Below are 21,575 nucleotides of genomic sequence, written 5' to 3'. Positions count from 1 at the left end.
ATGTGTGCTTTGCGAAAATTGTCATTTAAATGAAGCAGAGGTTAAACTCACAGTAAAAAGTAAAGATGGTACCTCTGAAAAGTGGGTGTGTTCAGAATGTGCGCAAGGAGAGCAACCTTGGAATCAACAAGAACATGCTGCGTCACATTCAGAGTTTCAAGATGATATTGAAGAAGCCTTTGTAGTCAAACAAATCTTACAACATTTAGCAACTAAACACGGATTAAATTTTCATGAAGTAGCATTTCAAGAAGAAAAACGATGTCCTACATGTAATATGACATTGAAAGATATAGCTCATGTAGGTAAATTTGGATGTGCAAATTGCTATGCAGTATTTAAAGAGGATATTGTTGATATTGTAAGACGAGTACAAGGTGGACAATTTGAACATGTAGGCAAGATGCCTCGTTCTTCACATCATAAACTGGCAATAAAAAAACAAATTGAAGAAAAAACGAATTACTTAAATATATTAATTGAAAAGCAAAAATTTGAAGAAGCAGCTATCATTAGAGATGAAATTAAAGCCTTGAAACATGAAAGCGAGATGGAGCATGATGAATGATATGGATGCACATATTAGTGAATGGATGAAAGAAACAGATGAATCTCCCATTGTAATGTCTTCGCGTATTCGTTTAGCACGTAATTTAGAAAATCATGTTCATCCTTTAATGTTTCCATCTGAACAAGCAGGTTTTAGAGTAATCAATGAAGTGCAAGATGCACTACCTAATTTATCTTTAATGCGTTTAGATACCATGGACCAACAAAGTAAGATGAAGTTAGTGGCTAAACATCTCATTAGTAAAGAATTGATTAAACAACCAGCTTCAGCGGTGTTATTAAATGACGATGAATCTTTAAGTATTATGATTAATGAAGAAGATCATATACGAATTCAAGCAATGGGTAATGATTTATCTCTGACAGATTTATATCAAAAGGCTTCAGAAATTGATGATATTCTTGATGAACAATTAGAAATTAGTTTCGATGAAGATTTAGGTTATTTAACTACTTGTCCTACAAATATTGGGACTGGAATGCGAGCAAGTGTGATGCTTCATTTACCTGGATTATCTATAATGAAACGTATGAATCGTATTGCACAAACAATTAATCGTTTTGGATTTACGATTCGAGGTATATATGGAGAGGGTTCACAAGTTTATGGTCATATTTATCAAATTTCAAATCAACTTACATTAGGTAAGACAGAAGAAGATATTATTGACCAGCTGACAGAAGTAGTTCAACAAATTATTAATGAAGAAATGCAAATTCGTGAACGTTTAACACAATATAGTGAATTAGAAACGCTTGACCGTATTTATCGTTCGTTAGGAATATTACAAAATAGCCGTATGATATCAATGGAAGAAGCGTCATATAGATTAAGTGAAATTAAGTTAGGCATAGATTTAGGATATTTAAATTTAAGTAACTTTAAGTTTAATGAATTAATGGTAAGTATCCAATCTGCGTTTTTATATAATGATGAAGATGAAAACGTATCTGTAAATGAAAAACGGGCAAATATATTAAGAAAACATACAAATTAGGAGGTTGTAAACGATATGTTATTTGGTAGATTAACTGAACGCGCACAACGTGTATTAGCACATGCACAAGAAGAAGCAATTCGTTTAAATCATTCGAACATTGGTACTGAGCACTTACTACTTGGATTAATGAAAGAACCAGAAGGTATTGCTGCTAAAGTACTTGAAAGTTTTAATATTACTGAAGATAAAGTTATTGAAGAAGTTGAAAAATTAATCGGTCATGGTCAAGAACATTCTGGTACGTTGCACTATACACCAAGAGCTAAAAAAGTCATTGAACTATCAATGGATGAGGCAAGAAAATTGCATCATAATTTTGTAGGTACAGAACATATTTTATTAGGTTTAATTCGTGAAAATGAAGGAGTAGCAGCACGTGTATTTGCTAACTTAGATTTGAATATTACAAAAGCACGTGCACAAGTAGTGAAAGCATTAGGTAGTCCTGAAATGAATACTAAAAATGCAACTGCAAATAAATCAAACAACACTCCTACATTGGATGGACTAGCACGAGACTTAACAGTTATTGCTAAAGACGGTACGTTAGATCCAGTTGTGGGTAGAGATAAAGAAATTACACGTGTTATTGAAGTATTAAGTCGTAGAACTAAAAATAACCCTGTACTTATTGGTGAACCAGGTGTAGGTAAAACAGCCATTGCTGAAGGTCTTGCACAAGCTATTGTAAATAATGAAGTGCCAGAAACGCTAAAAAATAAACGTGTAATGTCACTAGATATGGGAACAGTCGTGGCAGGTACTAAATATCGTGGTGAATTCGAAGAACGTTTGAAAAAAGTCATGGATGAAATCCATCATGCAGGTAATGTCATTTTATTCATTGATGAATTGCATACACTAGTTGGTGCTGGTGGCGCAGAAGGTGCAATTGATGCATCTAATATTTTAAAACCAGCGTTAGCGCGTGGTGAATTACAATGTATTGGTGCAACAACATTAGATGAATATCGTAAAAACATCGAAAAAGATGCTGCATTAGAACGTCGTTTCCAACCTATTCAAGTTGATGAACCTTCTGTAGAAGATACTGTTGCTATTCTAAAAGGTTTACGTGATCGCTACGAAGCTCATCATCGTATTAATATTTCTGATGAAGCACTGGAAGCGGCTGCTAAATTAAGTAACCGTTATGTATCTGATCGTTTCCTACCAGATAAAGCAATTGATTTGATTGACGAAGCAAGTTCAAAAGTGAGACTAAAAAGTCACACAACTCCAAATAATTTAAAAGAGATTGAACAAGAAATTGAAAAAGTTAAAAATGAAAAAGATGCTGCCGTCCATGCACAAGAATTTGAAAATGCAGCTAACTTAAGAGATAAACAATCAAAACTTGAAAAACAATATGAAGATGCTAAAAATGAATGGAAGACATCTCAAGGTGGACAATCAACGTCATTATCTAAAGAAGATATTGCTGAAGTTATTGCAGGATGGACAGGTATTCCATTAACTAGAATTAATGAAACAGAGTCAGATCGTTTGCTTAATTTAGAAGAAACATTACATGATCGAGTAATTGGACAAAACGATGCTGTAACTTCTATTAGTAAAGCAGTTCGTCGTGCACGTGCAGGCCTAAAAGACCCTAAACGTCCAATCGGTAGTTTCATTTTCTTAGGACCAACTGGTGTAGGTAAAACAGAACTTGCACGTGCATTAGCTGAATCAATGTTTGGTGAAGAAGACGCAATGATACGTGTTGATATGAGTGAATTTATGGAGAAACATGCTGTGAGTCGTTTAGTTGGAGCGCCTCCAGGTTATGTAGGCCATGATGATGGTGGTCAATTAACTGAAAAAGTTAGACGTAAGCCATATTCTGTTATCCTATTTGATGAAATTGAAAAAGCGCATCCAGATGTGTTTAATATCTTATTACAAGTACTTGATGATGGACATCTAACTGATACAAAAGGGCGTCAAGTTGATTTCCGTAATACTGTTATTATTATGACATCAAATGTAGGAGCACAAGAACTACAAGATCAACGTTTCGCTGGATTCGGTGGTGCATCTGAAGGACAAGATTATGAAACAATTCGTAGAACTATGATGAAAGAACTTAAAAATTCATTCCGTCCTGAGTTCTTAAACCGTGTAGATGATATTATTGTTTTCCATAAATTAACAAAAGATGAACTTAAAGAAATTGTGACTATGATGGTAAATAAATTAACAAAACGTTTATCAGAACAAGATATTAATATTGTAGTTACTGATAAAGCTAAAGAAAAAATTGCCGAAGAAGGATATGATCCAGAATACGGTGCTCGTCCATTAATTAGAGCAATTCAAAAAACAGTTGAAGATAATTTAAGTGAATTGATACTTGATGGTAATCAAATTGAAGGAAAAGAAGTCACAATTGATCATGATGGTAATGAATTCAAATATGATATCCATGATAAACAAGAAAATAATATAGAAGATACAAAAGAACCAGCAACAGAAGAATAAAAAGAGCTTAAATTCAGAGTCTAGGAGTCATTAAATCCTAGACTCTTCTTTTCATTTATATATATATTTAAATTTGTCATTATAACTGGATACATATAAAATAGATATGTTCAAAAAAATCGGAGGTGCAGTTTTGGCCAAGAAAAAAGTAATTTTCGAATGTATGGCTTGTGGATATCAGTCTCCTAAATGGATGGGAAAATGTCCGAATTGTGGTGCTTGGAATCAAATGGAGGAAATTATTGAAAAGACTTCCAATCCAAAGCATGGCGTAAAAGCAAAAGAGACACAAGCAAAAGTACAGAAATTAAATAGTATTAAGCATGAGGCAACACCGAGAGTTCAAACGGACTCTAAAGAATTTAATCGTGTACTTGGTGGTGGAATTGTTAGTGGATCACTCGTACTGATTGGCGGCGACCCGGGTATTGGGAAATCTACATTATTATTACAGATTTGTGCATCGTTATCACAGAAACTTAATGTACTTTATATCACGGGTGAAGAATCACTAAATCAAACGAAATTGCGTGCAGATCGTCTAGAGGAAGACTCTAGTAATTTAAATGTACTAGCTGAAACAGATTTAGAAGTTATTCATCAAACCGTGGAACAAGAGCGCCCAGACATACTTGTTGTCGATTCAATTCAAACGATTTATCATCCTGAGATTAGTTCAGCACCTGGCTCAGTATCACAAGTTCGAGAAAGTACACAAAGTTTAATGAATATTGCAAAACAAATGAATATCGCAACTTTTATAGTAGGTCACGTAACAAAAGAAGGGCAAATTGCTGGTCCAAGACTATTAGAACATATGGTAGATACAGTTTTATACTTCGAAGGTGATGAACACCATGCTTATCGAATTCTAAGAGCAGTTAAAAATCGTTTTGGTTCAACAAATGAAATGGGTATTTTTGAAATGAAACAAAGTGGTTTGAAAGGGGTACAAAACCCTTCAGAAATGTTTTTAGAAGAACGCTCTACAAATGTTCCAGGATCAACAATTGTGGCTACTATGGAAGGCACACGACCACTATTGATTGAGGTGCAATCTCTAGTAACACCTACTACATTTAATAATCCAAGACGAATGGCCACAGGCATCGACCACAATCGACTTAGCTTACTTATGGCTGTTTTAGAGAAAAAAGAAAATTATCTTTTACAACAACAAGATGCTTACATTAAAGTAGCGGGTGGAGTGAGACTTACTGAACCGGCTGTAGATTTAAGTATTATTGTAGCGACTGCTTCAAGTTTTAAAGATAAAGCCGTAGATGGTTTGGATTGTTATATTGGTGAAGTGGGATTAACTGGTGAGGTAAGACGAGTATCGCGTATCGAGCAACGTGTACAAGAAGCGGCAAAACTAGGATTTAAGAGAGTGATTATTCCCCAAACGAATATAGGTGGATGGACATTCCCAGAAGGTGTTCAGGTCGTTGGTGTGACAACGGTACATGATGCCTTAACATATGCGTTTAGTAATCGCTCATCATAGGCATTTAAAGGGGTGATAACGTATGAAGGTATTAAAAGGAATTATTATTATAATCTACATCATTCTTGGTGCATCATTTGGAATCATGTTAATTCCAGAAATTTTAAATGATTTAGGTATGAACAACCATCCCATTTATACTAATCATTATGTTGATGGTTTAATAGGGATGATTGTATTCTTTCTAATATTTGGGTTATTTATTAATAAAGTAACACGATTACTTAAAGAAGCTGAAATTTGGATTATGCAACGTAGTGCAGTTGAAATTTTGTTTGCTACACTAGGATTAGTCGTTGGTTTATTTATTTCAGTAATGGTTTCATTTATTTTAGAAATGATAGGAAATTCTATATTAAATCACCTTGTGCCTATTATTATTACATTATTATTATGTTATTTAGGATTCCAGTTTGGTTTGAAAAAGCGTGATGAAATGCTTATGTTTTTGCCAGAAAATATAGCACGTTCAATGTCTAAAAATAATATCAGCGCCATACCTAAACTGTTAGATACAAGTGCAATTATTGATGGAAGAATTTTAGATATTATTAAATGCGGATTTATAGATGGAGAAATTCTTATTCCTCAAGGAGTTATAAATGAATTACAAGTAGTTGCAGATGCTAATGATAGTATCAAACGTGAAAAAGGACAACGTGGATTAGATATTTTAAATCAACTTTATGATTTAGACTATCCAACTCGTGTGATTCATCCTCAAAAATCTCATAGTGATATTGACAAACTGTTAGTTGAATTAGCTCAAGTTTATCATGCTCATGTCATTACAACCGATTTCAACTTGAATAAGGTATGTCATGTTCAAGGGATTACTGCATTAAATGTTAATGATTTGTCAGAAGCAATTAAACCCAATGTTCATCAAGGTGACCGACTTAATATTTTATTAACTAAAATGGGTAAAGAACCTGGCCAAGGGGTAGGATATCTAGATGATGGAACAATGGTAGTTGTAGATCATGCCAAATCTCTTATAGGTAAACAGGTTGAATTAGAAGTCATTAGTTTATTACAAACATCATCTGGTCGTATTATATTTGCTAAGACTATAGAGGAGTCCTTAAGTGAATAGAGAAAAGGGTTTCATGTGAAACGTATTCATTTATAAATTATTGTATAACATTTTTCGCTATGAGATATTGATGAGTAACGTAACAACAACAGCAATAGACTTATCAAACCAGCCAATTAATGCTACAATAATAAGGAAATGCGAAGTTGATCTAAGTATAGATTAGAAGTTAAAGTTATTCAAAAACGATTCTTTAAAGATTGTTTGGGATAACTTTTTTCTAATGAAAGAAATCATTCGCTATAAAGAATGAATAACAAAATTAGGAGTGAAACGAATGAGTGAACGCGTAAGAGTAAGATATGCGCCAAGTCCAACTGGATATTTACACATCGGAAATGCAAGAACTGCATTATTTAATTATTTATTTGCTAAACATTATGATGGAGATTTTGTAGTACGTATTGAAGATACAGATAGTAAAAGAAATCTTGAAGATGGAGAATCTTCACAATTTGATAACTTAAAATGGTTAGGCTTAGATTGGGATGAATCTATCGATAAAGACAAAGGTCATGGTCCTTATCGTCAGTCTGAACGTGCAGACATCTATAATCCACTTATTCAACAATTATTAGATGAAGATAAAGCATACAAATGTTACATGACTGAAGAAGAATTAGAAGAAGAACGTGAAGCTCAAATTGCTCGTGGAGAAATGCCACGATATGGCGGTAAACATGCACATCTAACTGAAGAACAACGTCAACAATTTGAAGCTGAAGGACGCAAACCCGCTATTCGTTTCCGTGTTCCAAAAGATAAAACATATACATTTGATGATATGGTTAAAGGAGAAATTTCTTTTGACTCTAATAATATTGGAGATTGGGTTATCGTGAAAAAAGATGGCGTCCCTACGTATAATTTCGCGGTAGCAGTAGATGATCACTATATGGAAATTTCTGATGTTATTCGTGGAGATGATCATGTATCAAATACACCTAAGCAATTAATGATTTATGAAGCATTTGGTTGGGAATCACCACGTTTTGCGCATATGTCATTAATTGTAAATGAACAACGTAAAAAATTAAGTAAACGAGATGGCCAAATTTTACAATTTATCGAGCAATATCGTGATTTAGGTTATTTACCTGAAGCGTTATTCAATTTTATTGCTTTACTAGGTTGGTCTCCTGAAGGTGAAGATGAGATCTTTTCTAAAGAAGAATTCATTAAGATTTTTGATGAACAACGTCTTTCTAAATCTCCAGCAATGTTTGATAGACAAAAATTAGCTTGGGTTAACAACCAATATATGAAAACAAAAGATACAGAAACAGTATTTGAGCTTGCTTTACCACACTTGATCAAAGCAAATTTAATTCCTGAAAATCCAAGTGAAGAAGATAGAGAATGGGGACGCAAATTAATTGGTCTTTATCAAAAAGAAATGAGTTATGCAGGAGAAATTGTTCCGTTATCAGAAATGTTCTTCCATGATATGCCTGAATTAGGTGAAGAAGAACAAGAGGTATTAAATGGCGAACAAGTTCCTGAATTAATGTCTCATTTATATGGTAAATTAGAAGCGCTTGAACCATTTGAAGCTGCTGAAATTAAAAAAACGATTAAAGAAGTACAAAAAGAAACGGGTATTAAAGGTAAACAATTATTTATGCCTATTCGTGTAGCAGTGACTGGTCAAATGCATGGTCCTGAATTACCGAATACAATTGAAGTATTAGGAAAAGAAAAAGTACTATCTCGTTTAAAAAAATATGTTTAAAACAATGTTAATATAATAAGTCAGACACACATGTTTAAACTTGAAATTTTATAAAAAACTTCTTATGATAAAATTAAACATATGTTAGTTAAAGGATTAGTAAATATACGATAATGTTGTTAGAGAGTATGCGGTTGCTGTGAGCATATCATTATCTATATCGAATGCACCTTTGAATGTTCAATTAAATATAGAAATGAGTATGATAAGGTAGACTAGTATGTTCATCAACTTACTTTATCTAAAATGAAGAGTGGAACCGTGCAATAGCGCCTCTAGCAGTTAATGTTAGGGGCGCTTTTTTTAAATATTTGAATTATTATACATGGACTGTAAGATATTCATAATATATAGAAAATGGGGAGGCGAGCGTCTTGATAAAAAGAATGAAAGATGATGTAAAAATGGTATTTGAACAAGACCCTGCAGCACGTACAACATTTGAAGTAATCACAACTTATGCAGGCTTGCATGCGGTATGGAGTCACTTAATTGCACATAAATTATATAATAAAAAACACTACGTTTTGGCGAGAATGATTTCACAAGTATCTCGCTTTTTTACAGGAATTGAAATTCATCCTGGAGCAAAAATCGGAAAACGTCTATTTATTGATCATGGTATGGGTGTAGTCATTGGTGAAACATGTACGATTGGAGATAACGTAACTATTTATCAAGGCGTGACACTTGGTGGTACAGGTAAACAAAAAGGAAAGCGTCATCCAGATATTGGAGATAATGTTTTAATTGCAGCAGGATCAAAAGTTTTAGGAAATATCCAAATTAATTCTAATGTTAATATTGGTGCGAATTCAGTAGTCTTACAATCTGTGCCAAGTTATACAACAGTTGTAGGCATTCCAGGTCATATTGTTAAACAAGAAGGAAAACGAATTGGGAAAACATTTGATCATCGTAATTTGCCTGATCCTTTATTTGAACAAATTAAGCAACTAGAACGACAATTGGAAAAAGCTAAGAATGGAGAGATTAAAGATGATTACATTATATAATACTTTAACACGTCAAAAAGAGGTGTTTAAGCCTATTGAGCCTGGTAAGGTAAAAATGTATGTATGTGGACCTACAGTGTATAATTACATTCATATTGGTAATGCCCGTCCAGCAATTAATTATGACGTGGTACGTCGATATTTTGAATATAAAGGCTATACGGTTGATTACGTATCTAATTTTACTGATGTAGATGATAAACTCATTAATCGGTCTAAAGAATTAAATGAAAGTGTGCCAGAAATTGCTGATCGATATATCAAGGCATTCTATGAAGATGTAGGGGCACTTAATGTTAAAAGAGCGACATCTAATCCGCGAGTAATGAATCATATGGATGAAATCATTGACTTCATTAAACAACTTGTAGATGAAGGTTATGCATATGAAAGTAATGGAGATGTGTATTTTAGAACCCGTAAATTTGATGGATATGGTAAATTAAGTCATCAGTCTATTGATGATTTAAAAGTTGGCGCTCGTATAGAAGCAGGTGAACAAAAAGAGGATGCATTGGACTTTACGCTATGGAAAAAGGCAAAACCTGGAGAAATTAGTTGGGAGAGCCCATTTGGACAAGGACGTCCAGGATGGCATATTGAATGCTCTGTAATGGCTTATCATGAATTGGGAAAAACAATTGATATCCATGCAGGAGGATCAGATTTACAATTTCCACATCATGAAAATGAAATAGCGCAATCTGAAGCACACAATCACGCGCCTTTTGCTAATTATTGGATGCATAATGGTTTCATTAATATAGATAATGAAAAAATGAGTAAATCATTAGGTAACTTTATTTTAGTACACGATATTATTAAAGAAATTGATCCAGATGTATTACGTTTCTTCATGATCAGTGTTCATTATAGAAGTCCAATCAACTATAACGTTGAATTAGTGAATGCTGCTAAAAGTGGATTAGAGCGTATACGTAATAGTTATCAATTAATTAAAGAAAGAGAAGCAATCACAACTGATTTAGAAACACAAACAGACTATATTGATCAAATTAATGATATTTTAAAACAATTTGAAGCTGTAATGGATGATGATTTTAATACAGCAAATGCTGTAACTGCATGGTATGATTTATCGAAATTAGCTAATAAATATGTATTAGAAAATACAACATCTACTAAAGTGATTCAGCGCTTTAAAGAAGTATATCACATTTTTAGTGACGTATTAGGTGTGCCATTAGAAGGAAAAGAAAATGATGTATTACTTGATGAAGACATAGAAAAACTTATCGAAGAACGTAATGAAGCACGTAAAAATAAAGATTTTGCTCGAGCTGACGAAATTAGAGATATGCTAAAAGAACAAAATATTATTCTTGAAGATACGCCTCAAGGTGTAAGATTTAGAAGGGGTTAATATGGATGCAAAGCTATTAAACCCATTAACGTTAGCTTATATGGGAGATGCTGTATTAGACCAGCATGTACGTGAATACATTGTGCTTAAATTACAGAGTAAACCGAATCGCTTACACCAAGTATCGAAACAATATGTGTCTGCAAAAAGCCAAGCACAAACGCTCGAGGTATTAATAACAAAAGAATGGTTTACTGAAGAAGAACTAGATATTGTTAGAAGAGGCCGTAACGCTAAAAGTTATACGAAAGCTAAAAATACAGATGTACAAACGTATCGTAAAAGTTCAGGTTTAGAAGCTGTTATAGGATTTCTTTATTTAGATCATCAAAATGAACGATTAGATGCGTTACTTGATACGATTGTACAAATTGTTGATGAAAGGTAGTGAACATAGTGGAAGATATCGTTATTGTCGGTAGACACGCTGTTAAAGAAGCAATTGTGTCTGGTCATACAATAAATAAAATTTGGATACAAGAAGGAATAAGAAAGCAGCAAATTAATGATATTTTAAAAAATGCTAAAGCACAGAAATTGATTATACAAACTGTTCCAAAATCCAAATTAGATAATTTAGCAAATGCACCTCATCAAGGTGTAGCTGCACTGATTGCACCATACGAATATGCAGATTTTGATCAGTTTATTCAATCTCAAAAAGAAAAAGAAGGCCTTTCTACAATAATTATTTTAGATGGTTTAGAAGACCCACATAATCTTGGTTCGATCATTAGAACGGCAGATGCAAGTGGAGTAGATGGAGTTATTATCCCTAAGAGACGTTCTGTTGCGCTCACACAAACTGTCGCAAAAGCGTCAACAGGTGCGATTCAACATGTCCCAGTGATGCGTGTTACAAATTTATCAAAAACAATTGATGAGCTGAAAGATAATGGATATTGGGTAGCAGGAGCTGAAGCGGATAATGCTACAGATTATCGCAATATGGCTGCTGATATGCCATTGGCTATCGTAATTGGTAGTGAAGGGCAAGGTATGAGTAGATTGGTTAAAGATAAATGTGATTTCTATATTAAAATTCCTATGGTAGGCCATGTTAATAGCTTAAATGCTTCTGTAGCTGCTAGTTTAATGATGTATGAAGTCTATCGAAAACGACATCAAATTGGAGACACCCAATGAAAGATAGATATCTAATTATTGATGGTTACAATATGATTGGTCAATCAAGGGAATTGAGTAAAGTAGCAAGAGAAAGTTTAGAGGAAGCACGTGAACAACTCTTAGATGTGATTGCCAATTACAATGCAGTTGTCGCTGATGAGATTGTATGTGTATTTGATGCATATGAACAATCTGGTATAGAAAGAGAATACATGTATCATGGTGTTAAAACAGTTTTTACGAAAGAAAAAGAAACTGCAGATAGCTATATTGAGCGTTATGTATATAATTTATACAATAAACATACGACACATATTACAGTAGTGACTAGCGATATGAGCGAGCAACATGCTATTTTTGGAGCAGGTGCATATCGTGTTTCATCTAGAGAAATGTGGCGAGATTTAAAAGAGAATGCAATGACGGTTAGTAAATCAGTAGATGATTTTAATGAACGTAAACCAAGAACTCGAATTTCGTTATCAAAAGATGTACTTGCAGAATTTGAAAAAATACGACGAGGATATGGTAAAAAACATAAATAATACAGTCTTGATATTTAAAAGATGCGTCTTATACAATGTGCCTAACTTATAAAGAAAGGTTTTGTATATGACTTATCATTTTCGACAACTAGAAGATATATTTAAAGCTTTTCAATATAGCCAAAATACATTGGAGAAAGAACAGTTATTCGCAAATATAATGAATGTGATACGTCCTAAACTTATGATGAAGTTTAGAATGCTAGGTATAGATCATCAAGAACTGGAAGATTTAATTCAAGATACCTCGTTAAAGATATATTTAGCTTTACACACATTTAATTTTAATACGAATGTTCCATTCGAACATTATTTAAATCGTTTAGTTTATTCTGTAAAAAAAGATTTTTGGAGAAAACGTTATGCGTTTAATCAACGTCAACAATTGTTAATCAATGAATGTGTAGTAGAATATCGTTTGAATCAAATGATAAAAAGGACGGAAGAACTATATTTAACTAGATTAAGTAAAGAAGACTTGATAGATAGTTTTAAGAAGTTAAGTATGTTTGAAAGAGAAGTTGCAAATTTACTTCTACTTGATTATTCCCCATCAGAAATAGCGAAAAGACTAAATGTAAAAGATAAAGTAGTTTACAATAGTATTCAACGTTGTAAAATAAAAATGAAACAATATTTATTAAAATACAAATGTTAAGTATTTTAGTACGAGTTTGACAGTTTATTATAAGTTTATGTATAGTATACTGGTATTAATATGAGCAAAGGTGAATTGATGTGAGAAAAGTACCTTTAGTTTGTGAAATGTGTGGTAGCAGAAATTATAATGTACCTAAAAAAGAAACATCAGCTAAGAGATTACAACTGAAGAAATATTGTTCCAGATGTAATGAACACACGATGCATAAAGAATCAAAGTAATGAGTTTATAAGTATATACTTTGAAGAGCATGGAGGTAAGGTTATGGCTAAAGATAAAGACGCAAGTAAGAATAAAGAAAGTTTCTTCCAAGGCGTTAAAAGCGAAATGGAAAAAACAAGTTGGCCTACGAAAGAAGAACTTTTTAAATATACTGTCATTGTAGTAGCTACAGTAATTTTCTTTATGGTCTTTTTCTGGGTATTAGACGTAGGTATTGGTAATTTAATTGAATTATTTAGATAAGAGTAAGGAGTGACAACATGTCTGAAGAAGTTGGGACTAAGCGTTGGTACGCAGTGCATACGTATTCTGGATATGAAAATAAAGTTAAAAAGAATTTAGAAAAAAGAGTAGAATCAATGAATATGACAGAGCAAATTTTTAGAGTTGTCATACCTGAAGAGGAAGAAACACAAGTTAAAGATGGGAAAGCAAAAAAACAAGTTAAAAAGACATTTCCTGGGTATGTTTTAGTAGAACTTATTATGACAGATGAATCATGGTATGTTGTACGTAATACACCAGGTGTCACAGGATTTGTTGGTTCAGCAGGTGCAGGTTCAAAACCTAATCCATTACTTCCTGAAGAAATGAGATTTATCTTAAAACAAATGGGACTTAAAGAAAAAACAATTGATGTAGAATTAGATGTAGGTGAACAAGTCCGCATCAAATCAGGACCATTTGCAAATCAAGTTGGTGAAGTTCAAGAAATCGAAGCAGATAAATTTAAATTAACTGTATTAGTCGATATGTTTGGTAGAGAAACACCAGTCGAAGTAGAATTCGATCAAATAGAAAAATTATAATCATTTTAAATTATAAAGTATGATTTGCTTAAAAAGATGAAATTTTACTATTGATTTTTAATTAAGTTTAATGTTAAAATAATGTGGTCGCGTTTTTAGAACGCTCATTTCGTCACGAAATGTTTATGAGTGGGAGGGCAAAACTGAGCCCTGTGACCACATCACGATATCAAGGAGGTGCACATCGTGGCTAAAAAAGTAGAAAAAGTAGTTAAATTACAAATTCCTGCAGGTAAAGCGAACCCAGCACCACCAGTTGGTCCAGCATTAGGTCAAGCAGGTGTGAACATCATGGGATTCTGTAAAGAATTCAATGCACGTACACAAGAACAAGCAGGTTTAATCATTCCGGTAGAAATCAGTGTATATGAAGATCGTTCATTTACATTCATTACTAAAACTCCACCGGCTCCAGTACTACTTAAAAAAGCAGCTGGCGTTGAAAAAGGTTCTGGTGAACCAAACAAAACTAAAGTTGCTACAGTAACTAAAGATCAAGTACGTGAAATTGCTCAAACAAAAATGCAAGACTTAAACGCTGCAGACGAAGAAGCAGCTATGCGTATTATCGAAGGTACTGCACGTAGTATGGGTATCACTGTACAATAATTATTAAATGAAAATTAGTTTGAATTTGAAATAAACTGATAGACGATAGCAGGTAACAGAAACGACAACATATATTGTCTATGATTAGTCTTTAGTAAATTAATATTTATTATTGACATCATCTGTTATCTGCTCTTAACTTGTGTAAATCACACAAGTAAGCGTGGGAGGAAATTCCGCTAAAACCACTAAAGGAGGAACAATAAATGGCTAAAAAAGGTAAAAAGTATCAAGAAGCAGCTAATAAAGTTGACCGTACTAAATACTATAGTGTTGAAGAAGCAATTAAATTAGCTAAAGAAACTAGTATCGCTAACTTTGATGCATCAGTTGAAGTAGCATTCCGTTTAGGTATTGATACACGTAAAAATGACCAACAAATCCGTGGTGCAGTAGTGCTACCAAACGGTACTGGTAAATCACAACGTGTATTAGTTTTCGCTAAAGGTGATAAAATTACAGAAGCAGAAGAAGCAGGCGCAGATTACGTAGGTGAATCTGAATATGCTCAAAAAATCCAACAAGGTTGGTTCGACTTTGACGTAGTAGTAGCTACACCTGACATGATGGGTGAAGTTGGTAAATTAGGTCGTGTATTAGGACCTAAAGGTTTAATGCCAAACCCTAAAACTGGTACAGTAACTATGGACGTTAAAAAAGCTGTAGAAGAAATTAAAGCTGGTAAAGTTGAATATCGTGCTGAAAAAGCAGGTATCGTACATGCTACGATTGGTAAAGTATCTTTCGACGAAGAAAAATTAGTTGAAAACTTTAATGCTTTACAAGATGTTTTAGCTAAAGCTAAACCAGCATCTGCTAAAGGTACTTACTTCAAATCTGTTGCTGTAACTACAACAATGGGTCCTGGAGTTAAAGTAGATACTTCAGCATTTAAACTTTAATTTTAAATATATTAATAGATTATAGACTGGTAGATAATAATTGCTTATTTTGAAAAAGATAAGATACATTTTCTTCCAGTCTTTTTTTAAAAAAACAATTGACATATCACAATAAACAAGTTATATTATTTATTGTGATTATTTTACCTAAGACAGTAGGAGTTAATTTTTAACTTAAAACAATATCCTACCGAGGCTAAAATTGACTTGAACGTGATGATTATTATAATGATCTTTCAAGCACTTTTTGCCGTGGGTAGAAAGTGCTTTTTTTATTAAAAAAGCACCAAAAATAAAAATGGAGGTGTCTGAATGTCTGCTATTATTGAAGCTAAAAAACAACAAGTTGACGTTATCGCTGAACAACTTAAAAATTCAGTTTCAACTGTTATTGTGGACTACCGTGGTTTAACTGTTGCGGAAGTAACTGATTTACGTGCTCAATTACGTGAAGCTGGTGTTGAGTATAAAGTATACAAAAACACATTAGTTCGTCGTGCAGCTGAAAAAGCAGGTATCGAAGGCTTAGATGAATTCTTAACTGGTCCTACAGCTATCGCTACAACTACTGATGATGTAGTTGCTCCAGCGAAAGTGATCTCAGGATTTGCTAAAGAACATGAAGCTTTAGAAATTAAAACAGGCGTTATGGAAGGTAACGTTATCTCAGCAGAAGAAGTTAAAACTGTTGGTTCATTACCTTCACACGATGGTCTTGTATCTATGCTTTTATCAGTATTACAAGCTCCAGTACGCAACTTCGCTTATGCGGTTAAAGCTGTTGGAGAACAAAAAGAAGAAAGCGCTGAATAATTGCGCATAAAATTTTAAAATAAATGGAGGAATAATAAAATGGCTAATCAAGAACAAATCATTGAAGCAATTAAAGAAATGTCAGTATTAGAATTAAACGATTTAGTAAAAGCAATTGAAGAAGAATTTGGTGTAACAGCAGCAGCTCCTGTAGCAGCAGCTGGTGCAGCTGGTGGCGGAGACGCTGGCGCAGAAAAAACTGAATTTGACGTTGAATTAACTTCAGCTGGATCTTCAAAAATCAAAGTTGTTAAAGCAGTTAAAGAAGCAACTGGCTTAGGCTTAAAAGACGCTAAAGAATTAGTAGACAACGCTCCTAAAGTAATCAAAGAAGCTGTTGCTAAAGAAGATGCTGAAAAACTTAAAGAACAATTAGAAGAAGTTGGAGCTACTGTAGAATTAAAATAATTCTAGTATCTTAACTTAATATATAAGTAAATCATTTTAACTTAGTCACTTTAGAGTGAAAGCGTTAATGATTACTTGCATTCTTTGAGAAATTAAAACCCCGTTATTGTTGATAACGGGGTTTTAATTCATTTTCTAATCAAATAGATGAACAAATAAAGAGGTGAAATCATGAGTCACTACTATGATGAAAATCCTGAAGTACAAAGTGATGAAAAAACAATTCAATACTTTTATCATAAATCTCAGTTAAAACTAACGACAGATGCGGGCGTTTTTTCAAAAGGAAAAGTAGATTTTGGGTCTGATTTATTAGTACGAACGTTTTTAAATGAACATCCACCAGGTCCAAGTAAACGTATCATTGATGTTGGCTGTGGTTATGGTCCTATTGGTTTAATGATTGCTAAAGTGTCACCACACCATCAAATGACTATGGTGGATGTGAATCATCGAGCTTTACATTTAGCTGAAAAGAACAAAAAGCAAAATCAAATTGATAATGTCATCATTACAGAAAGTGATGGTCTGTCACAAGTTGAGAATGAATACTTTGACTTTGTATTAACAAATCCACCAATTAGAGCTGGGAAAAATGTTGTTCATCGAATCTTTGAAGAAGCATATCAAAAGCTAAAAAATCAAGGTGAACTCTATGTTGTCATTCAGAAAAAGCAAGGTATGGCTTCTGCTAAAAAGAAAATGGAAGAAATATTTAATAATGTAGAAACTGTGAACAAAAGTAAAGGGTACTATATATTGAAGAGCCAAAAAGGTTGATTTCAAAATGGTATTCTGATATAGTTATAAAATGTAAAAATTTATGTTCAACAAGTGTGTACTTTTACGCAAATTGAGCACGATAAACAAGAATAAGAGAAGAATCGAAAATGGTGTCATCAATTGTGTTGCCGTTTTCTTTTTGTCTTGTTATGTGAAATTTTATGTATAAGTTCAACACAATATTTGAGGGGTGAATCTGTTTGGCAGGTCAAGTTGTCCAATATGGAAGACATCGTAAACGTAGAAATTATGCGAGAATTTCAGAAGTATTAGAATTACCTAACTTAATAGAAATTCAAACTAAATCTTATGACTGGTTCTTAAAAGAAGGTTTATTAGAAATGTTCCGTGATATTTCACCAATTGAAGATTTCACTGGAAACCTATCTTTAGAATTTGTGGATTATAGATTAGGTGAACCAAAATATGATTTAGAAGAATCAAAAAACCGTGACGCTACTTATGCTGCACCTCTTCGTGTTAAAGTACGTCTCATTATCAAAGAAACTGGTGAAGTTAAAGAACAAGAAGTTTTCATGGGTGACTTCCCATTGATGACGGATACTGGTACGTTCGTAATTAATGGTGCAGAACGTGTTATCGTTTCACAATTAGTACGTTCACCATCAGTATATTTTAATGAAAAAATAGATAAAAATGGACGTGAAAATTACGACGCAACGATTATTCCAAACCGTGGCGCGTGGTTAGAATATGAAACAGATGCTAAAGACATCGTTTACGTTCGAATTGATAGAACACGTAAATTACCTTTAACAGTATTATTACGTGCTTTAGGATTCTCTAGTGATCAAGAAATTATCGATTTATTAGGAGATAGTGAATACTTACGTAATACGCTTGAAAAAGATAGTACTGAAAATACTGAACAAGCTTTATTAGAAATCTATGAACGTTTACGTCCTGGTGAACCACCAACAGTTGAAAACGCAAAAAGCTTATTATATTCACGTTTCTTCGACCCTAAACGCTATGATTTAGCAAGTGTTGGTCGCTATAAAACAAATAAAAAGTTACACCTAAAACATCGTTTATTTAACCAAAAATTAGCTGAACCAATCGTTGACAGCGAAACAGGTGAAATTGTTGCTGAAGAAGGAACAGTTTTAGATCGTCGTAAATTAGACGAAATTATGAATGTTTTAGAGTCAAATGCAAACAGTGAAGTGTTCGAGTTAGAAGGTAGCGTTATTGATGAACCTGTAGAAATTCAATCAATTAAAGTGTATGTTCCAAATGATGAAGAAGAACGCACTACAACAGTGATTGGTAATGCATTACCTGATTCAGAAGTGAAATGTATTACACCAGCAGATATTATTGCCTCAATGAGTTATTTCTTTAACTTATTGAATGGTATTGGTTATACAGATGATATTGACCATTTAGGTAATCGTCGTTTACGTTCAGTAGGTGAACTGTTACAAAACCAATTCCGAATTGGTTTATCTAGAATGGAACGTGTCGTTCGCGAAAGAATGTCTATTCAAGATACTGATTCAATTACACCACAACAATTAATTAATATTAGACCTGTAATTGCTTCAATTAAAGAATTCTTTGGTAGTTCTCAATTGTCTCAATTCATGGACCAAGCTAACCCATTAGCAGAGTTAACACATAAACGTCGTCTTTCTGCTTTAGGACCTGGTGGTTTAACACGTGAACGTGCACAAATGGAAGTTCGTGACGTACACTATTCTCACTATGGTCGTATGTGTCCAATTGAGACACCAGAGGGACCAAACATTGGTTTAATTAACTCATTATCTAGTTATGCACGTGTAAATGAATTTGGTTTTATCGAAACACCATATCGTAAAGTAGATATTGATACAAATTCAATTACTGATCAAATTGATTATTTAACTGCTGATGAAGAAGATAGCTATGTAGTTGCACAAGCCAATTCTCGTTTAGATGAAAATGGTCGTTTCCTAGATGATGAAGTGGTATGTCGTTTCCGTGGTAACAATACTGTTATGGCAAAAGAAAAAATGGACTACATGGATGTATCACCTAAACAAGTAGTATCAGCAGCGACAGCTTGTATCCCATTCCTTGAAAACGATGACTCTAACCGTGCGTTAATGGGTGCGAACATGCAACGTCAAGCAGTACCATTGATGAATCCTGAAGCTCCATTTGTGGGTACAGGTATGGAACATGTGGCAGCTCGTGACTCTGGTGCAGCAATTACTGCAAAACATAGAGGTCGTGTTGAACATGTTGAGTCTAATGAAATCCTAGTTCGTCGTTTAGTTGAGGAAAATGGAACTGAACATGAAGGCGAATTAGACCGTTACCCATTAGCTAAATTTAAACGTTCAAACTCTGGTACTTGTTATAACCAACGTCCAATCGTTTCTGTAGGTGACGTTGTAGAATACAATGAAATTTTAGCTGATGGTCCTTCAATGGAATTAGGAGAAATGGCATTAGGTCGTAACGTCGTTGTAGGTTTCATGACTTGGGACGGATATAACTATGAGGATGCCGTTATCATGAGTGAACGATTAGTTAAAGACGATGTATATACTTCAATTCATATTGAAGAATACGAATCTGAAGCACGTGATACTAAATTAGGACCTGAAGAAATTACACGTGATATTCCTAACGTTTCTGAAAATGCACTTAAAAACTTAGACGATCGTGGTATTATATACGTCGGTGCAGAAGTTAAAGATGGAGATATCTTAGTTGGTAAAGTAACGCCAAAAGGTGTCACAGAATTAACTGCAGAAGAACGATTATTACACGCTATCTTTGGTGAAAAAGCAAGAGAAGTTCGCGATACTTCATTACGTGTGCCACATGGTGCAGGTGGTATCGTTCTAGACGTTAAAGTATTTAATCGTGAAGAAGGCGATGATACTTTATCACCAGGTGTGAACCAACTTGTTCGTGTATATATCGTTCAAAAACGTAAAATCCATGTTGGGGATAAAATGTGTGGTCGTCATGGTAACAAAGGGGTTATCTCTAAGATTGTTCCTGAAGAAGATATGCCTTACTTACCAGATGGACGTCCAATCGATATCATGTTAAACCCACTAGGTGTACCATCACGTATGAACATTGGACAAGTTTTAGAGTTACATTTAGGTATGGCTGCTAAAAACTTAGGTATTCATGTTGCTTCTCCAGTATTCGATGGTGCAAACGACGATGATGTATGGTCTACAATCGAAGAGGCTGGTATGGCACGTGATGGTAAAACAGTATTATATGATGGACGTACTGGTGAACCATTCGATAATCGTATTTCTGTTGGAGTAATGTATATGCTTAAACTTGCTCACATGGTTGACGATAAATTGCATGCGCGTTCAACTGGACCTTACTCACTTGTTACACAACAACCACTTGGCGGTAAAGCACAATTCGGTGGACAACGTTTCGGTGAGATGGAGGTATGGGCACTTGAAGCTTATGGTGCAGCATACACATTACAAGAAATCTTAACTTATAAATCTGACGATACTGTAGGTCGTGTTAAAACATACGAATCTATCGTTAAAGGTGAAAACATTTCAAGACCAAGTGTTCCTGAATCATTCCGAGTATTGATGAAAGAATTACAAAGTTTAGGTTTAGATGTAAAAGTTATGGATGAACATGATAATGAAATCGAAATGGCCGATGTTGATGATGAAGATGCAACTGAGCGCAAAGTAGATTTACAACAAAAAGATGTTCCAGAAACTCAAAAAGAAACTAACGAATAATAAAATTATAAATTTAAGATGAATAAACATGAGTTGCGTAATTTTAATCTCATCAAGATTTAGATTGCGCACTGATGTGCATCTTATGTATGTGATGTCAGTTTCAGTAAATGTAAATCAATCAAATAGCACAGCTAATCTAAATTGAAGGAG

At 33.8% G+C, this 21,575-nt stretch carries 21 protein-coding genes and 1 other annotated feature; all 21 genes read left to right on the top strand.

Annotated elements, in window-relative coordinates; all coding sequences use genetic code 11:
- Positions 1-4: 4 nt before the first annotated feature.
- The 21 genes from NSU06_RS10455 to rpoB all read left to right on the top strand — a co-directional run bounded on the left by NSU06_RS10455 (position 5) and on the right by rpoB (position 21,422).
- On the top strand, positions 5-568 hold the full coding sequence (locus NSU06_RS10455; RefSeq protein WP_019835674.1) for a UvrB/UvrC motif-containing protein: 564 nt from the start codon (positions 5-7) through the stop codon (positions 566-568).
- Positions 561-1,568 (top strand): protein arginine kinase, encoded by a 1,008-nt coding sequence (locus tag NSU06_RS10450; RefSeq protein ID WP_017175302.1) that lies wholly within the window; start codon positions 561-563, stop codon positions 1,566-1,568. The genes NSU06_RS10455 and NSU06_RS10450 overlap by 8 nt, the downstream gene beginning before the upstream one ends.
- 15 nt (positions 1,569-1,583) lie before the next feature.
- A complete protein-coding gene (locus NSU06_RS10445) occupies positions 1,584-4,055 on the top strand; it encodes an ATP-dependent Clp protease ATP-binding subunit (protein WP_017175303.1) in 2,472 nt (823 codons plus the stop codon).
- Positions 4,056-4,188: 133 nt separating this feature from the next.
- Positions 4,189-5,562 (top strand): DNA repair protein RadA, encoded by a 1,374-nt coding sequence (radA, locus tag NSU06_RS10440; protein WP_017175304.1) that lies wholly within the window; start codon positions 4,189-4,191, stop codon positions 5,560-5,562.
- A 22-nt stretch (positions 5,563-5,584) separates the two neighbouring features.
- Positions 5,585-6,658: a PIN/TRAM domain-containing protein gene (locus NSU06_RS10435; protein ID WP_017175305.1), complete on the top strand. Its 1,074-nt coding sequence runs from the start codon at positions 5,585-5,587 to the stop codon at positions 6,656-6,658.
- A 277-nt stretch (positions 6,659-6,935) separates the two neighbouring features.
- Positions 6,936-8,390 (top strand): glutamate--tRNA ligase, encoded by a 1,455-nt coding sequence (gene gltX / locus NSU06_RS10430; protein ID WP_017175306.1) that lies wholly within the window; start codon positions 6,936-6,938, stop codon positions 8,388-8,390.
- A gap of 386 nt (positions 8,391-8,776) precedes the next feature.
- Complete coding sequence (cysE, locus tag NSU06_RS10425; RefSeq protein WP_170999993.1) at positions 8,777-9,406, top strand: serine O-acetyltransferase; 630 nt, start codon at positions 8,777-8,779, stop codon at positions 9,404-9,406.
- Positions 9,390-10,790, top strand: coding sequence for a cysteine--tRNA ligase (gene cysS / locus NSU06_RS10420; protein WP_017175308.1), 1,401 nt, complete (start codon positions 9,390-9,392; stop codon positions 10,788-10,790). Before cysE ends, cysS begins: the two co-directional genes overlap by 17 nt.
- A 1-nt stretch (position 10,791) precedes the next feature.
- Positions 10,792-11,178, top strand: a complete 387-nt coding sequence (locus NSU06_RS10415; protein ID WP_017175309.1) for a Mini-ribonuclease 3 — start codon at positions 10,792-10,794, stop codon at positions 11,176-11,178.
- A gap of 8 nt (positions 11,179-11,186) precedes the next feature.
- Positions 11,187-11,936 carry a 23S rRNA (guanosine(2251)-2'-O)-methyltransferase RlmB gene (gene rlmB, locus NSU06_RS10410; protein WP_037541103.1) on the top strand — a complete coding sequence of 250 codons (750 nt, stop codon included), beginning with the start codon at positions 11,187-11,189 and terminating at the stop codon, positions 11,934-11,936.
- Entirely contained in the window at positions 11,933-12,463 is a 531-nt protein-coding gene (locus tag NSU06_RS10405; RefSeq protein WP_017175311.1) for an NYN domain-containing protein, read from the top strand. Before rlmB ends, NSU06_RS10405 begins: the two co-directional genes overlap by 4 nt.
- A 67-nt stretch (positions 12,464-12,530) precedes the next feature.
- Positions 12,531-13,121, top strand: a complete 591-nt coding sequence (locus NSU06_RS10400; RefSeq protein WP_017175312.1) for a sigma-70 family RNA polymerase sigma factor — start codon at positions 12,531-12,533, stop codon at positions 13,119-13,121.
- Positions 13,122-13,201: 80 nt separating this feature from the next.
- Entirely contained in the window at positions 13,202-13,345 is a 144-nt protein-coding gene (rpmG, locus tag NSU06_RS10395) for a 50S ribosomal protein L33 (protein ID WP_049336738.1), read from the top strand.
- 43 nt (positions 13,346-13,388) lie between these two features.
- A complete protein-coding gene (secE, locus tag NSU06_RS10390) occupies positions 13,389-13,589 on the top strand; it encodes a preprotein translocase subunit SecE (protein ID WP_017175313.1) in 201 nt (66 codons plus the stop codon).
- 17 nt (positions 13,590-13,606) lie between these two features.
- Positions 13,607-14,155, top strand: a complete 549-nt coding sequence (nusG, locus tag NSU06_RS10385; protein ID WP_017175314.1) for a transcription termination/antitermination protein NusG — start codon at positions 13,607-13,609, stop codon at positions 14,153-14,155.
- Between the two features lie 186 nt (positions 14,156-14,341).
- Entirely contained in the window at positions 14,342-14,764 is a 423-nt protein-coding gene (gene rplK, locus NSU06_RS10380; RefSeq protein WP_001832298.1) for a 50S ribosomal protein L11, read from the top strand.
- Between the two features lie 206 nt (positions 14,765-14,970).
- Positions 14,971-15,666 (top strand): 50S ribosomal protein L1, encoded by a 696-nt coding sequence (rplA, locus tag NSU06_RS10375; protein ID WP_017175315.1) that lies wholly within the window; start codon positions 14,971-14,973, stop codon positions 15,664-15,666.
- A gap of 128 nt (positions 15,667-15,794) precedes the next feature.
- Positions 15,795-15,948: a sequence feature (ribosomal protein L10 leader region), on the top strand.
- A 30-nt stretch (positions 15,949-15,978) separates the two neighbouring features.
- Positions 15,979-16,479: a 50S ribosomal protein L10 gene (gene rplJ / locus NSU06_RS10370; protein WP_002449049.1), complete on the top strand. Its 501-nt coding sequence runs from the start codon at positions 15,979-15,981 to the stop codon at positions 16,477-16,479.
- A gap of 39 nt (positions 16,480-16,518) precedes the next feature.
- A complete protein-coding gene (gene rplL, locus NSU06_RS10365) occupies positions 16,519-16,887 on the top strand; it encodes a 50S ribosomal protein L7/L12 (RefSeq protein ID WP_002488409.1) in 369 nt (122 codons plus the stop codon).
- 171 nt (positions 16,888-17,058) lie between these two features.
- On the top strand, positions 17,059-17,667 hold the full coding sequence (locus NSU06_RS10360; protein WP_019835677.1) for a class I SAM-dependent methyltransferase: 609 nt from the start codon (positions 17,059-17,061) through the stop codon (positions 17,665-17,667).
- A gap of 203 nt (positions 17,668-17,870) precedes the next feature.
- Positions 17,871-21,422 carry a DNA-directed RNA polymerase subunit beta gene (rpoB, locus tag NSU06_RS10355; protein WP_002449020.1) on the top strand — a complete coding sequence of 1,184 codons (3,552 nt, stop codon included), beginning with the start codon at positions 17,871-17,873 and terminating at the stop codon, positions 21,420-21,422.
- Positions 21,423-21,575: the final 153 nt, after the last annotated feature.

It is taken from the genome of Staphylococcus sp. FSL W8-1270 (genome assembly GCF_038007165.1).
GTDB lineage: Bacteria > Bacillota > Bacilli > Staphylococcales > Staphylococcaceae > Staphylococcus > Staphylococcus hominis.
Note: the sequence above shows the minus strand (reverse complement) of the source record. Positions and strands in the feature narration are given on the sequence as shown.